Genomic DNA, 15,049 nt, shown 5'->3' on the forward strand with positions numbered 1-15,049 from the left:
CGCCCGGTACCGACGAAGTAAGCCGCGGACAGTAGCGGGCCGACCGGCGCCGGCAGCCCCGACAATTCGGATGAGTAGCCAAAAAAGGCGCGGCGCCGGACCGGGCAGCAATTTCGTATGTTCGGCTTCGCTACTACCCCCCCGAACCCCGCTTATGCTTCGCTACCCCACCCTCCTCGGACTCCTGCTGGCTGCCCTCGGCCCGATCTGCCTGGCCGCCCAGACCGCAACCCCGGATAGCTTGCTCACGCTGGACCGCATCTACTCCGGCGAGTTTCGCCAAGATTACGCGCGGCCCATCTCCTGGATCGACGGCGGCGAAGCCTACGTGACCATCGAGCAGCGCGACGGGGCCGATGAGCTGGTGCGCTACCGCAGCCGGGACCGGGACCGCTCCGTGTACCTGGGTGCCGAACAGTTAAGGCTGGATAGCGGTCCCATGGCGATCGAAGATTTTTCCCTCTCCCCCGACGGCAGCCAGGTGCTGCTGTTCACCAATTCCCGTCGCGTCTGGCGCTCAAATACGAAGGGCGATTACTGGGTCTACGACCGCACCACCGGCACGCTGCGCCAGCTGGGCACGGCATTTCCAGCTTCCTCGCTGATGTTTGCCAAGTTTTCCTCCGACAGCCGCTACGCCTACTACGTGCACGACTTCAACCTATACCGGGAAGACTACCGCACCGGAGAAACCACCGCACTGACCCACGACGGTACGGGCGACCTCATCAACGGCACGTTCGACTGGGTGTACGAGGAAGAGTTCGGTAAGCGCGACGGCTTCCGCCTGAGTCCGGACGATCGCTACCTCGCCTACTGGCACCTCGACGCCTCCGAGACGGGCACCTTTTACATGATCAACAACACCGATTCGATCTACTCCCGTCCCATCCCGCTGCGGTATCCCAAGGTGGGTCAGTCTCCCTCCGCGGCCCGGATCGGCCTTATCGACCTGACCACCGACCGGACGCACTGGATACCCGTACCCGGCGGGGAGCGCGACAACTACCTGCCCGGCCTGCAGTGGGTCAACGACGACCTGCTCCTGATTCAGCAACTCAACCGCCACCAGAACGAGCTTACGGTCTGGGCCTACCGCCCCTCCGATAGCGACCTGCGCCGCGTGTACACTGAGACCGAGGACACCTGGGTAGACCTCGGTTACCCCGACATTTCCGCCAACAGCTGGGGCAACAACGACCTGCCGCTGGTCGACGACGGTTCGGCCTTTCTCCGCATGACGGAGTCCGACGGCTGGCGGCACGTCTACCACGTCGATATCACCACCGGGCAGCAACGGCTGGTGACGCCGGGCGACTACGACGTGGCCTCCCTCCGTACCGCCACCCGCGATTCCCTGTACTTCGTCGCCTCTCCAAAAAATGCTACCCGGCGCTACCTCTACCGCACCGACCTGGCCGGGCGGGGGGACACCCTGCGGGTCACGCCCCAGCGCTACGGCGGCCTGAATGGATATGACGTAGCACCCAACGGCCGCTACGCCCTGCACACCCACCAGAGCGTGACCGAGGCCCCCACGGTGCGGCTCGTTGAACTGCCCGGCCACCGAACCATCGACGTGCTGGTCGATAACGCCGCCTACCGGGCCGCGCTGGCGGGGCTGGCCCTACCCGTAACACGCTTTTCGGAAGTGACTACGTCCGATGGGATCACCACGGACGTTCGGACCACCTATCCCGTAGACTTTGATTCCACCCGCACGTACCCGGTGCTGTTCCACGTCTACGGCGAGCCCTGGGGACAGGTAGCACTCGACGGGCCCATCGGGCTCTGGGACATTATGATGGCCCAGCGGGGCTACGTAATCGTGAACATGGACAATCGCGGCACGCCCAGCCTACGCGGCAGCGAATGGCGCAAGAGCATCTACCGGAAGGTCGGCGTCATCAACACCCGCGACCAGGCACTGGCCGCGCGCGAGTTGCTCAAGCTCCCCTACTTGGACAGCAGCCGGGTGGCCGTCTGGGGGTGGAGCGGCGGTGGCTCGATGACGCTCAATCTGCTATTTCGCTACCCCGACATCTACGGTACGGGCGTGGCCGTGGCGGCCGTCTCCGACCAGTTGATTTACGACAACATCTACCAGGAGCGCTATATGGGCCTGCCGAGCGAAAACCGCGAAGACTTCGTGGCGGGCAGCCCGGTCACCCACGCCGGCGGGCTGGCGGGCAACTTGCTGCTGATCCACGGGACGGCCGACGACAACGTCCACTACCAGAGTGCCGAGCTGCTCATCAACGAGCTGATCCGCCGGAACAAGCAGTTTGACCTGATGATCTATCCCAACCGTTCGCACGGCATCAGCGAGGGGACGAACACCCGCCGCCATCTCTACACCCTCATCACCGATTACCTGCTGGAGCACACGCCCCTCAACGGCGCGGCGCAGTAGCCCGGGGTCGTACTACCGACCCTTTGCTATATTGGCAGCCTCACCATACGAACGACTTCATCTATGTTTAACTCGCTCACCGTAGCCGTTGCCGGCGCCGGATTCATCGGACCCGTTCACGTCGAAGGCATCCGCCGCCTGGGGATTCGCGTCAAGGGGCTTCTCGGTAAGGACCTGGCCGAATCCCAGTCGGCCTGCAAGCAACTCAACCTCGACCACCCCTACGGCTCCTACGAGGAGCTGCTGGCCGACGATGAGATCGACGCCGTCCACCTGGCCGTACCCAACGTGCTGCACTACAGCATGGTCAAGAAAGCCCTCGCCGCCGGCAAGCACGTGATGTGCGAGAAGCCCCTCGCGATGACCTCCAAGGAGGGCGCCGAGCTGCTCGAGCTGGCCAAGAACAGTAACCTGAAATGCGGGGTGAACTACAACCTCCGCTTCTACCCCATCAACCTGGAGGTCAAGGACCGCCTGGCCGCCGCCGATACCCGCATCTTCGCCGTCACCGGCAGCTACATGCAGGACTGGCTCCTCTACGACACCGACTACAACTGGCGCGTACTGGCCGAACAGGGCGGCGCGCTGCGGGCCGTCAGCGACATCGGCACCCACTGGCTCGACCTGGTCCACTTCCTCACCGGCCTCGAAGCCGAAGCCGTGCTGGCCGACCTCACCACCGTCCACAAGCAGCGCAAGCGGCCCATCGGCGAAGTATCCTCCTTCACCAACGACGCCGAAAAGGAGCAGGCCACCGAGACCATCGACGTGACCACCGACGACTGCGCCAGCATCCTCTTCAAGTTCAGGGGCGGCGCCCGCGGCCAGCTCTTCGTCAGCCAGATCAGCGCCGGCCACAAGAACCAGCTGAAGTACGACATCGCCACCCAGCAGGCCGCCTATGAGTGGAACTCCGAGCGCCCCAACGAGCTCCTCATCGGCAAGCGCGGCGAAGCCAACCAACTCCTCATGAAGGACCCCGGCCTCATGACCGGCACCGCCGCCCCCTACGTGAACTACCCCGGCGGCCACAATGAAGGCTTCCCCGACACCTTCAAGCAGTGCTTCCGCGCCTTTTACAACGATATCCTCGGCAATACCCCCGCCGGCGAGTCGCTCTACGCCAGCTTCGAGGACGGCCACCGGGAACTGGTCCTGTGCGACGCCATCCTGGAAAGCCACGAGAAGCAGGGCTGGGTTGCACTCTAGGGAACGAGTAACCGAAGGGGCTGTGGGAGAAAGAGCGGGCGTGACCGTTGCTTCACCCTGGACCCCCAGCCCCTTCAATCCCTCATTCCATCACCCCACCAATCCCTTACTCCTTCAGTCCTTCAGTCCTTCAGTCCTTCATTCCCTAGCAGTATGCCCAGATACGCCATCACCGACATCCACGGCTGCGCCCGCACCTTCGCTGCCCTGCTGGAACGGATCGGCTACGGACGGGAGGATGAACTGTTTCTGCTCGGGGACTACATAGACCGGGGCCCCGACAGCGCGGGCGTCCTGCGGCGCATCTGGCGGCTGCAGGGACAGGGCCACCGGATCGTCTGCCTGCGCGGCAACCACGAGCAGATGCTGCTCGACGCCCACGCCCGCGGACACACGCCCTGGGACTACCAGCCCGAGGCCCTGGAACTGCAGCAGACCCTGCACTGGATCGAGCACCTCCCCTATTACCACGAGACGCCCGGCTACGTACTCGTCCACGCCGGACTCAACCTGGGCCTGGCCGATCCCCTGAGCGATACCCAGGCCATGCTGTGGATCCGCGACTGGGAACGCGAAGTCACCTACGAGTGGCTCGCCGACCGCATCCTGGTGTACGGCCATACGCCCCGCCCGGTCCGTGAAGTACGCCGCGCGGCCGATCTCCTGCCCGGCCGGCCGCTGATCTGTCTCGACTCCGGCTGTGCCATGCAGGCTCCGGGCATGGGCCACCTCGCCGCCCTGAACCTAGATACCCGGGAAGTCACCTTCATCGAGCGCCAAGACTAGTACAATGCTGCCTCCGGCAGCGACAGTACAATGCTGCCTCCGGCAGCGAAAGTAGGATGCTGCCTCCGGCAGCGCAGTCCGACGCGCTCTCCGAGCGCGCGGAGTCATCCGGCCCATGAACCCACCCTAGATCGCCTGCAAAATATCGTACTGCGCGATCAGGTGCTTCCGCCCGCTACGGTCAGTAGCCACCACCGCGGGATTCTCCTTCGTGATGTGGCGCCCCAGCTCGGACAGGGTCAGATCCGTACCCACCTCCGGGAAGGGCGCGCGCATAATATTCCGCACGGGCTGTTCGGCGTGCTCCATCGGATTCTGGAGCAGGAAGTTAAGTACGTCCGTCTCGGTCACCGAGCCGACCACCTCTTCCCCGTTCAGGACGGGCATCTGGCTGTATTCATGCTCCTTCATGGCCTTCAGGGCCTCGCGCACGCTGGCGTCGCGGGATACGCCGGTGAAGCTGGCCTCCTTCTTGTGGTTGATCAGGTCGCGGACCTTCAGTTCGGTTTCGAGGAAGCCGCGGTCGCGCATCCAGTCGTCGTTGTAGATCTTGCCGATGTAGCGGCTGCCGTGGTCGTGGATGACGACCACCACCAGGTCGTCGGGCTTGAGTTTGTCCTTGAGTTGCACGAGTCCGGCGACGGCGCTGCCGGCGGAGTAACCCAGCAGGAGGCCTTCCTCGCGGGCCAGGCGGCGGGCCATGACGGCACCGTCCTTGTCGCTCACCTTCTCGAAGAGGTCGATGATCTTGAAGTCGACGTTCTTAGGCAGGATGTCCTCGCCGATCCCTTCGGTGATGTAGGGATAGATCTCCTTCTCGTCAAATTCCCCGGTCTCGTGGTACTTCTTGAAGACCGAGCCGTAGGTATCCACGCCCCACACCTGCACGTCGGGGTTCTGCTCTTTCAGGAATTTGCCCGTGCCGCTGATGGTGCCGCCAGTGCCTACGCCCACGACCAGGTGGGTGACCCGGCCGTCGGTCTGCCGCCAGATCTCGGGGCCGGTGCTTTCGTAGTGCGCCAGGCGGTTGCTGAGGTTGTCGTACTGGTTGAACCAGAAGCTGTTGGGGATCTCCTCGCTGAGCCGCTCGGCCACCGAGTAGTAGCTGCGCGGGTCGTCGGCGGAGACGTTGGTGGGGCAGACGATGACCTCGGCGCCCATGGCGCGCAGGATGTCCAGCTTCTCCTTGCTCTGCTTGTCGCTGGTGGTGAAGATGCAGCGGTAGCCCTTCACGCAGCCGGCCAGGGCCAGACCCATGCCGGTGTTGCCGGAGGTACACTCGATGATGGTACCGCCGGGGCGGAGGCGGCCGTCGGCTTCGGCGTCCTCGACCATCTTGAGGGCCATACGGTCCTTGATGGAGTGGCCGGGGTTGAAGGTCTCCACCTTCATGAGGACGCGGCAGGGCAGGCCCTTCACGACTTTATGCAGTTCGACCAGGGGCGTATTGCCGATGGTCTGCAGGATATTGTCTTTTACTTCCATGGTTAGCTGGCTTTGGCGTCTGGTGCCTTACTCGATCTCGATAATCTCAACGTCCAGGCCCGTCTCCCGGATGAACGAACGCGCAATATAGTTGGCGGTACCCTCGTCGGTCGTCGGTTGGTCGAGGTAGAGGAGGTAGCCGGTGCCGCTGACTTCCACGCAGTCGGCGGCGGCTACCGTGACCGGGGTGCGGTAGAGGCGGTTCAATTCCAGGGCCCACTGCCGCGCGCTTTCGAAGGAGTCGTAGCGGCCGAACAGGAGCAGGAACACGGGCCCGTCCAGCTCGAACAGCGGTACGCAGTCGTAGTCGACGATCGCCGTCCCGTCCGCATCCACCCGGTAGCGGCGCAGGTTCCCGAGGTCCTCGATCCGGTCGGTGGTGACGAGCGCCTCGTCGGGTATTCCCACCGACAGGTCCGGATCGGCGAAGGAGTCGCGGTCGCGCTGGTACTCGCCGTCCTCGGGGGCCAGGGCGGGGGCCGGGGCTTCGGCGGATTCCAGGACGTCGAGATCGGGCTCGGCGTACTTGCCGCCGGCCTCGGCCGTGGCGGAGTAGTTTGCCTGCCGGTGCAGTCCGAAGCCCAGCCATACCAGGGACGGGATGCCCAGGATGAACACCCACCAGCCCAGCTTATAGTAGCCGGGGCGGCGGCGCAGCTCCCCGGGGAACCAGTCGCGGTAGGTCCGCCGGGCGCGGGCCCGCAGGAGCAGCGCGCGCCGCGCGGGTTGCCGGTACAGTTTCGGCCGGCCTGCGGCGGCGGGCACCAGGGCGGTAGGCGCGGGGTCGGGGGCCAGCGGATCCAGGGTTTCGGCGGGAAGGGCGGGCGGCGCGGCGGGGGCCGGTTTTTCGGCGCGCGCCAGCCAGCGCGGCAGGCGGATGCGGTGGCCCTTGAACTGGTCGATGCGGCTCGGGCTCATGACGTTGCGGACCACCTTGTCGTCCTCCACGGCCAGCATGCCGAAGCCGTACTTCACGCACTGCCGCTCCAGCTCCCGGAACTTACGGCGGGTGCGCCAGCTGTCGGCGGAAAAGATCGCCACGTCGTAGGCCACCCACTGGGCGTCGGCGTAGAAATGCTTAAACTGGTCGACCGCGTAGATGTAGCGGTACGTCCGCAACCGCCGGAGCAGGGCGCTGACCGCCAGAAACAGGGAGGCGAAGCACAGCAAGATCACCGCGTACACCTGCGGACTGCCAAACAGCGCCCACAGGTTCCACCCCCGCACCTGCGCCCCGCCGCCCACCCATACGAAGGCAGCCGTCAGGAGCACCGACAGGACGAAGGCGTGCACGCCGAGCCGGTAGTAATTGACCTGGTAGAGGATCTCTTCCTGCCGGTCCACGCTGGTGGCCTCCACGGTAGCGGTAAAGAAGGTCCGGTCCGGGCGCTGGTAGGCCAGGCGGGCGTCGATCAGGACGCCCTGGTAGTAGTGGGGCTTGTCCACGATGCGGGTGCCGCTGCCGCCGAAGCGCGGCCGCAACTTGTAGTGAAACCGCAGAAAATTGATGGCCAGGCCGCGGATCTGCTGTTCGGAATAGGGCATCTGGGGGTAAAAGTCGTGTATTATGCGGTAATTCGCGGATAACTTCCCCATTCTCCGTGAGCTTCCAGCCCTTCTCCCTCAACTGCAACGGCCGCCTCGTGACCGCCGAACGCCCCCTGGTGATGGGCATTCTAAACGCTACCCCCGACAGCTTCCACGCCGACAGCCGCACCGACCTCCAGCGGGTGGGCGGGGACGCAGGCGCCATGGCCGAGGCGGGCGCCGCCATCATTGATATAGGGGGGATGTCCAGCCGCCCCGGCGCGGAACTCATCGGGGCCCAGGAAGAGATGGACCGGGTAGTGCCACTGATTGAAGCCGTGGCCCGCGAAGCCCCCAAGGTGGTGATCAGCTGCGATACCGTCTGGGCCGACACCGCCCGGGCCGCCGTGGCCGCGGGCGCCGGCCTCATCAACGACATCAGCGCCGGACAGTACGACGACGCCCTCCTGCCGGCGGTGGCCGAGCTGCGGGTACCCTACGTACTGATGCACCTGCCCGAGGGCGCCACCCCGGCCACGATGCAGGACTACACCAAGGGTTACGGCGACAAGGTGGTCACCCACGTCTGGGACTTCCTCGCCCGCCGGCTCGGGCAGCTGCGCGAGCTGGGCATCCACGACGTGATCGTCGACCCCGGCTTCGGCTTCGGCAAGAGCCAGAAACAGAACTACGAGCTGCTGAAGAACCTGCACACCTTCCGCCACCTCGGGGCCCCGGTACTGGCGGGCATGAGCCGCAAGGGTATGCTCTACAAACCCCTCAAGACCAACCCGGAAGGCGCCCTGGCCGCCACCGCCGCGGTGAACCTGTACGCCCTCCAACAGGGAGCAGCCATCCTGCGCGTCCACGACGTGAAGGAGGGCGTGGAAGTGGTGAAGCTGTGGCGGTTACTGGAGGAAGCGAAGCTGGTGGGGGAATAATTCCGGGTGGAGGGCTTCCAGCCCGACAAACACCCGAGTGAAGCAAGCGGCACCTATCATACCCAGGGATATTCCTCACACGTCGTCCGCCCCGTAACCCACACCCCTTAGTCCCTAAATCCCTAGGTTTGCACCATGAAACAGATCTCCGAACTCCTGACCCTGCTCGATCTTGAACGGCTGGAGGTGAACCTCTTCCGGGGCGAAAGCCGGACGGTCGGCAGTGCGCGCGTCTTCGGCGGGCAGGTGCTGGCGCAGTCGCTGGCCGCCGCGGTGCAGACGGTACCCGAAGACCGGCACGTACACAGCCTCCACGGCTACTTCGTGCTGCCCGGGGACCTGGACCTCCCGATCGTGTTTGAGGTCGACCGGATCCGGGATGGCGGCAGCTTTACGACCCGGGCCGTCAAGGCGATCCAGAACGGAATGGCCATCTTCCACCTGACGGCCAGCTTCCAGCTCAGCCAGCAAGGGTTCGACCACCAGACCGAGGCCCCGGACGTGCTCGGCCCCGACGAGCTGGTAAGCTACGAGGGAATGGCCAAGCAGTTCGGCGATCAGCTGCCCGAGAACATCCGCCGCATGCTGAGTATCGAGCGGCCGCTGGAATTCCGGCCGGTGGAGTTTCACAATCCTTTCTCCCGTGAAAAGTATGCCCCCCAGCGCAACGTCTGGTTCCGCACCAAAGGAAAGATGGCCGACGACCGCCCTACCCACGCCCTCGTGCTGGCCTACGCGAGCGACTACAACCTGCTGACCACCGCGCTGCTGCCCCACGGCCGCGCCGCCGACTACCGTAATCTGCAGATGGCCAGTCTCGACCACGCCATGTGGTTCCACCGGCCCTTCCGCGCCGACGAATGGCTGCTGTACAGCATGGACAGCCCGAGTACGAGCGGAGCGAGGGGCTTTACGCGCGGCAACATCTTCGACCAGGAAGGGAAGTTGGTGGCCAGCGTGGTACAGGAGGGGTTATTGCGGGAAAAAAAGTAATCTTTGGGGCATGACCACCCCTCAGCTTACCGTCCTGTTGCTCTCCGTGGCGGTACTGATCGCCCTCGTTGCGTTTGTGGTGTGGTTTGTCCGGTCCCGGAATCGGACGCTATCCGTGACCCAGCACGGGATCAGCGACCGGGAACTGCTCCTCCGCATCTCCCGCGAACCCGACGGCTTCGTCACCGCCGACAGTATTTCCCGGACTACGGAGTTGACGAAAAACGAAGCCCGGATCCGCCTGCAATCCCTCTCCATGGCCGGTATCCTCGACCAGGCCCACAACCCGCGCCTGCAGGGCCACTATTCCCTGCGCCATCACCTGGGAGAACCGGTGATGCCGGACCTGTCTCCCGAACCCTTTCTGACGGTGGAGGACCTGGTCACCATATTCGAGTTGCACGGAATGCGGCCCCGCGACCAGGACCTGATCGTGAGTACCGGCCTGCCGCTGTCGCTGATCCGACGGGAGATGAAGTATTTCATGGGCGAGGGAGTGGTGGATATGCTGTACTACTCCGAGGGCTACGGGAAACAATCGCAGCGCATCTACGTGCTGAAGGAGCCCTACCGCAGCCAGCCGGATACCTTCCTGCATCGTGCGCACCGCGACGATCTGCAGTTGCGTACCATACTGCGCAACGATAACTTCATCGTTTAGGGGTACCTTTGCGCCTTATTTCGCGCAGCGCACGTTCAAGCCCCACTTAGCCATGCTTACCGCCACCGGCATCTACCAGCAATACGGAGACCGCATTCTCTTTGATCGCGTCACCTTTACCATCGGCACCCGCGACAAGGTGGGTCTGGTGGGCCGTAACGGGGCCGGTAAGTCGACCATGCTCAAGATCATCGCTGGCGACATCAGTCCCGACGAGGGTAAGGTGCAGCGGGAAAGCGGATCGACGCTCGGCTTCCTGCACCAGGAGATGGACCTCCCCACGGGCAACACCGTCATGGAGGAAACCCTCACGGCCTTCGCTCACATCCAGGAGATGGAGGACCGGCTGGAGGAGCTGAACCAGGAAATGGAGGTGCGCACCGACTACACCTCCGACTCCTACGCCAGCATGCTGGAGGAGTTTACCCATCTAACGGAGCGCTTTGCGCTGGTGGGCGGCATCACCATGGAGGCCGAGGCCGAGCGGGTACTGAAGGGGCTGGGATTCGCGCAGAAGGACTTCAACCGGCAGACCACCGAATTTTCCGGCGGCTGGCAAATGCGCATCGAACTGGCCAAGATGCTCCTGCAGCGGCCCGACTACCTGATGCTGGACGAACCGACCAACCACCTCGACATCGAGTCGATCATCTGGCTGGAGAACTGGCTGAGCAGCTACTCCGGGGCGGTCATCACCATCAGCCACGACAAGCAGTTCCTCGACAACGTCACCAACCGCACCCTCGAGATCGAGCTGGGCAAGGTATACGACTACAAGGCCGGCTACAGCAAGTACGTGGAGCTGCAGGCCGAGCGCCGCGAAAAGGCCGAGGCGGCCTACCTCAACCAGCAGAAGGTGATCGCCGACAAGGAGCGCACCATCAACCGCTTCATGGCCAAGGCCACCAAGACCAAGATGGCCCAGTCGATGCAGAAACAGCTCGATAAGATCGAGCGCATCGAGCTCGACGAGACCAACACGGCCGTGATGAACCTGCGCTTCCCGCCGGCACCGCGCTCCGGGGCCATCACCCTGAAGGCAAAGGACGTGACCAAGACCTACGGGAAGCTCAACGTCCTGAGGGGCGTGGACCTGAAGGTGGACCGCGGGGACCGCGTCGCCTTCGTAGGGCAGAACGGGCAGGGCAAGACCACCCTGGCGAAGATCCTGATCGGCAAGCTGCCGGCCACCGCCGGCGAGGTGGAACTCGGCCACAACGTGAGCGTGGGCTACTACGCCCAGAACCAGAGCGACGCCCTGGACGGCAACAAGACCCTGCTCGAAACCATGGAGGAGGCCAGTCCCCCGGACATGCGTACCCGGCTGCGGTCGGTACTCGGTGCCTTTCTGTTCTCGGGCGAGGACCAGGACAAGAAAGTAATGGTGCTCTCCGGCGGCGAGCGCGCGCGCCTGGCGTTGGCCTGTATGCTCCTGCGCCCCTTCAACCTGCTGGTGCTGGACGAACCGACCAACCACCTCGACATGGCCAGCAAGGACATGCTCAAGTCCGCCCTCATGGAGTACGACGGCACCCTGCTGGTCGTGAGCCACGACCGGGAATTCCTGGCCGACCTTACCGGGCGGACGGTGGAGTTCCGCGACCACAAGCTCTACGAGCATCTGGGCGACGTGAATACCTTCCTCGAGAAGCGGCAGCTTAACGACATGCGGAGCGTCGAGCTGGAAAAGCCGAAGAACGGAGCCGCCACCGCACCCGCGGCCACCGCCGCCCCCCGCGTGGAGCTGTCCAACGACGAGCGCCGCCGCCTGCAGAAGGACGTCAGTAACGCCGAGCGGCGCATCGAGCGCCTCGAAGCCGAGATCGAGAAGATTCACCTGCGCATGGCCGACCCTACCTTCTACGACGACGAGGCGCGCGTGGAAAAGACTACCGGGGAACTGAAGCGCAAACAGGACGACCTGGAAGCCGCCATGGAAAGCTGGGAAGCCGCCAGCCACCAGCTCGGCGAGTAGCGGCCGGGGACGAAGGATCGTTGGTCTGCCGGCCGGGGAGCGAAGCCCGGCAGCCGAAAATTCCGTCGGAGGGAATCTTTCCCTTAAAAAATTCCTAATAGTGGGGCTTCGCCTATACTTTTCGGCGGCGCCAAGCGTATATTACGTAACCGGCTGTAGTCGTGTTCGCTTCGTAATTATATTCCCCGGAAACTTTAGACATACGCTCCATGAAAATTGTTCTCGCTCGGCTTACGGCACTGATCTTCTGCCTGATGGCCTTCGCGAATACGAACCTCACCAACCTCGGTAACCCTTCCGACTACCAACGCTTCTCGCTACCCTTTTACGCCCAGCTCGTGGCCGTCACCTACGACCCGGGCATGCTGGTCAGCGAACCCGCCACCCTTTCCAACGCCTCCATCCGCAATACCTACAACCAGCTCGAGCGGCGGCCCACCCAGGTGCTGCTGAACCACCTGCTGGCGGCCAAGGGCGCGTACAAGCTCAACGACTTCCTCTTCTTCAAGCTGGCGCGCACCACCCTCAACTCCATCTACCAGGGGGAATCGCCCCGCGCCCGCGAGATCACGCTCTACAAGCTGCTGATCGATTCGGGCTTCGACGCCCGCCTGACCTTCCGGGGCGACCGGATCTTCATCAACGTCTACACCACCGAAGAGCTCTTCGAGGTACCCATCATCGAAGCCGACGGACGCACCTACGCCAACATCAGCTGCCTGTCCGGCGACTGCAAGGGGCGGCAGCGGCTCTACATCTTCAACGAGCACCCCAACCCCCGGGGCAAGTCGTTCGGCTTCCAGCTCAACCAGTGGCCCGAACTCGCCGAGCAGCCCGTCGACAAGGCCCTGCGCTTCAACTACCACGGCGTGATGCAGGAACTGAACGTCACCTTTGACAAGACGATGGTCGACATCATGACCGACTACCCCTTCATCCACGAGTACTGCTACCTCGACACGCCGCTCTCCCCCACCCTCGCCAAGAGCCTGCTGCCGCAGCTCGAGCGGTACATGCAGAACATGGACACCCAGCAGCAGCTGGAGCTCCTGGCCAGCTTCACCCGCTCGGCCTTCAACTACAAGGAGGATAACGAGTACTTCGGGCGCTCCAAGCCCATGGTGCCCGAAGAGGTCTTCGGCTACAGCTACAGCGACTGCGAAGATCGCTCGGCCCTCTTCTTCGCCCTCGTGCGCGACCTCCTCGACCTGCCCATGGCCGTCATCGCCTACGACGATCACCTCACGGTGGCGGTGGGTACCGACATCCCCGGCGATTCCTTCAACTACAAGGGACAGCGCTACATCTTCTGCGACCCCACCGGCCCCCGCAACAGCAGCCGGATCGGTGTGGTGCCTCCGGGCTACGAGGATAAAAGCTTCTCCGTAATCGGCACCTACAACCAGGCTAAGTAACTGACTGCTAACCGGTTGAAAACAAATTGGCGGCAACTGCCCGACCGTACGTTTCAAGTATTACCTTCGCCGCCCGATTCGGCGGAAACAAATCGCGGCCTGACGGCTTTTTTAGGTACTTAAACAACAGTCAGTATGTATTGGACGCTCGAACTTGCCTCTCACCTCGAGGATGCCCCCTGGCCCGCTACCCGCGATGAGCTAATCGATTACGCCATCCGCTCCGGCAGCCCCCTGGAAGTCATTGAAAACCTGCAGGCCATGGAAGACGAAGGCGAGAGCTACGAAGCCATCGACGATATCTGGCCCGATTACCCGCGTAAGGACGACTTCCTCTTCAACGAGGACGAATACTGATCCGGCGCGTTCCCGGCCCCCGGAGGGCCTCAGAAAGCCGATAGCCCGCGGGTTATCGGCTTTCTGCGTATCATCCCACCGATCTTCGCACCCACTCGCCCATGTCCGACCCGGTCCCCGCTTCCTATACCATTGCCATCGACGGCTACAGCGCCTGCGGTAAGTCTACCCTGGCCCGTGCCCTGGCCCGCCGCCTCGGCTACAGCTACATCGATACCGGTGCTATGTACCGCGCCGTCACCCTGCACCTGCAGCGCAACGGCACGAACCTCGCCGCCCCCGAGGAGGTCGCCGCCGCCCTCGCCGGGCTCCGCATCGCCTTCCGGCCGCAGGACAACCACGTGCTCCTCAACGGGGAAGACGTAGAGGGAGAGATCCGCGGGCTCGCCGTCAGCCGGCAGGTCTCGCAGGTGGCGGCCCTCTCCCGGGTGCGCCGCGCCATGGTCGAGCAACAACGGCGCATGGGCGCCGACGGTGGCGTCATTCTGGACGGACGGGATATCGGAACAGTAGTGTTCCCCGATGCCGACCTCAAGCTCTTCGTGACCGCCGAACTGGAAACCCGCATCGGCCGCCGCCTCGAGGAGCTACTCGCGGCCGGCCGCAAGGTCAGTCGTGCCGACGTGGCGGCCAACCTGCAGGAACGGGACTACATCGACAGCCACCGGGCCGACAGCCCCCTGCGGCAGGCCGACGATGCCGTGCTGCTCGACAATACCCACCTGGGCCTGGAAGAGCTCGTGGAGCGGGGCGTCGAGCTCGTGGCCGGCATCAGAACAGCGAAAAAATAAATTCAAAGATCTGCACGGTCACCCACACCAGCAGGATCATCAGCACCACGATCGCGGCAATCACGGCCAGCACCACGGGCCAGACGCTGCCTTGGTGCTTGCCCTCCTCGTAGTATTCGCGCATCAGCTCCGCGTTGCGGTAGTTCGCCTTGTAGAACAGATCGAAGATGTTGCCCAGGATCGGCACCGAACCGACGAAGGCATCCAGGATCACGTTCACCAGCATGCGCGCCACCAACCGGGGACTGGCCCCGTGGCGCGCCATTGTGGCGACGAGCGTTCCTGACATACCCAGCGATACGATGTCCCCGGCTCCCGGCACGAGCCCCAGGATGAAGTCCAGCCCGAAGCGGGTGCCCGTCCCCGGTATGCGAAACTTCGTATCCAGGAGGCGGCTGAAGGTGTCGACCCACTGTAGTTGCGGGACCTGCCGTTGCTGCTCGGTGAGAATGGGGTGATCGGATTTTGGCATAGTGACTGGTTTCGGGGGACTGCC

Annotated in this window: 13 protein-coding genes; 10 read left to right on the forward strand and 3 right to left on the reverse strand. The window is 63.9% G+C overall.

What is annotated here, in order from left to right; all coding sequences use genetic code 11:
- Positions 1-154: 154 nt before the first annotated feature.
- From DQG19_RS08675 to DQG19_RS08685, 3 genes are all read left to right on the forward strand, one after another.
- Positions 155-2,413 carry a S9 family peptidase gene (locus DQG19_RS08675; protein WP_116125866.1) on the forward strand — a complete coding sequence of 753 codons (2,259 nt, stop codon included), beginning with the start codon at positions 155-157 and terminating at the stop codon, positions 2,411-2,413.
- 63 nt (positions 2,414-2,476) lie between these two features.
- The gene (locus DQG19_RS08680) at positions 2,477-3,622 is read left to right on the forward strand and encodes a Gfo/Idh/MocA family protein (protein ID WP_116125867.1); all 1,146 of its coding nucleotides are present in this window, start codon (positions 2,477-2,479) and stop codon (positions 3,620-3,622) included.
- Positions 3,623-3,775: 153 nt separating this feature from the next.
- On the forward strand, positions 3,776-4,408 hold the full coding sequence (locus DQG19_RS08685; protein ID WP_116125868.1) for a metallophosphoesterase family protein: 633 nt from the start codon (positions 3,776-3,778) through the stop codon (positions 4,406-4,408).
- Between the two features lie 126 nt (positions 4,409-4,534).
- Here the strand turns inward: DQG19_RS08685 and DQG19_RS08690 are convergent, their stop codons facing one another.
- Positions 4,535-5,893, reverse strand: a complete 1,359-nt coding sequence (locus tag DQG19_RS08690) for a pyridoxal-phosphate dependent enzyme (RefSeq protein WP_116125869.1) — start codon at positions 5,891-5,893, stop codon at positions 4,535-4,537.
- Positions 5,894-5,920: 27 nt separating this feature from the next.
- Positions 5,921-7,438, reverse strand: a complete 1,518-nt coding sequence (locus tag DQG19_RS08695) for a hypothetical protein (RefSeq protein WP_116125870.1) — start codon at positions 7,436-7,438, stop codon at positions 5,921-5,923.
- A gap of 56 nt (positions 7,439-7,494) precedes the next feature.
- Here DQG19_RS08695 and folP point away from each other — a divergent pair, with 56 nt between their 5' ends.
- The 7 genes from folP (at position 7,495) to cmk (ending at position 14,553) form a co-directional block, all read left to right on the forward strand.
- Complete coding sequence (gene folP / locus DQG19_RS08700) at positions 7,495-8,361, forward strand: dihydropteroate synthase (RefSeq protein WP_232826466.1); 867 nt, start codon at positions 7,495-7,497, stop codon at positions 8,359-8,361.
- A 135-nt stretch (positions 8,362-8,496) separates the two neighbouring features.
- A complete protein-coding gene (gene tesB / locus DQG19_RS08705; RefSeq protein ID WP_116125871.1) occupies positions 8,497-9,354 on the forward strand; it encodes an acyl-CoA thioesterase II in 858 nt (285 codons plus the stop codon).
- Between the two features lie 10 nt (positions 9,355-9,364).
- Positions 9,365-10,015, forward strand: coding sequence for a hypothetical protein (locus DQG19_RS08710; protein ID WP_116125872.1), 651 nt, complete (start codon positions 9,365-9,367; stop codon positions 10,013-10,015).
- A gap of 52 nt (positions 10,016-10,067) precedes the next feature.
- Positions 10,068-11,990: an ABC-F family ATP-binding cassette domain-containing protein gene (locus DQG19_RS08715; RefSeq protein ID WP_116125873.1), complete on the forward strand. Its 1,923-nt coding sequence runs from the start codon at positions 10,068-10,070 to the stop codon at positions 11,988-11,990.
- Between the two features lie 209 nt (positions 11,991-12,199).
- The gene (locus DQG19_RS08720; RefSeq protein WP_116125874.1) at positions 12,200-13,405 is read left to right on the forward strand and encodes a hypothetical protein; all 1,206 of its coding nucleotides are present in this window, start codon (positions 12,200-12,202) and stop codon (positions 13,403-13,405) included.
- 135 nt (positions 13,406-13,540) lie between these two features.
- Complete coding sequence (locus tag DQG19_RS08725) at positions 13,541-13,762, forward strand: DUF2795 domain-containing protein (protein ID WP_068220307.1); 222 nt, start codon at positions 13,541-13,543, stop codon at positions 13,760-13,762.
- Positions 13,763-13,863: 101 nt separating this feature from the next.
- The gene (cmk, locus tag DQG19_RS08730) at positions 13,864-14,553 is read left to right on the forward strand and encodes a (d)CMP kinase (RefSeq protein WP_116125875.1); all 690 of its coding nucleotides are present in this window, start codon (positions 13,864-13,866) and stop codon (positions 14,551-14,553) included.
- Here cmk and DQG19_RS08735 read toward each other — a convergent pair.
- A complete protein-coding gene (locus DQG19_RS08735; protein ID WP_116125876.1) occupies positions 14,534-15,025 on the reverse strand; it encodes a DUF4112 domain-containing protein in 492 nt (163 codons plus the stop codon). The genes cmk and DQG19_RS08735 overlap by 20 nt on opposite strands.
- Between the last annotated feature and the right edge of the window lie 24 nt (positions 15,026-15,049).

The sequence above is a fragment of the Lewinella sp. IMCC34183 genome (assembly GCF_003390915.1).
Classification (GTDB): Bacteria; Bacteroidota; Bacteroidia; order Chitinophagales; family Saprospiraceae; genus Neolewinella.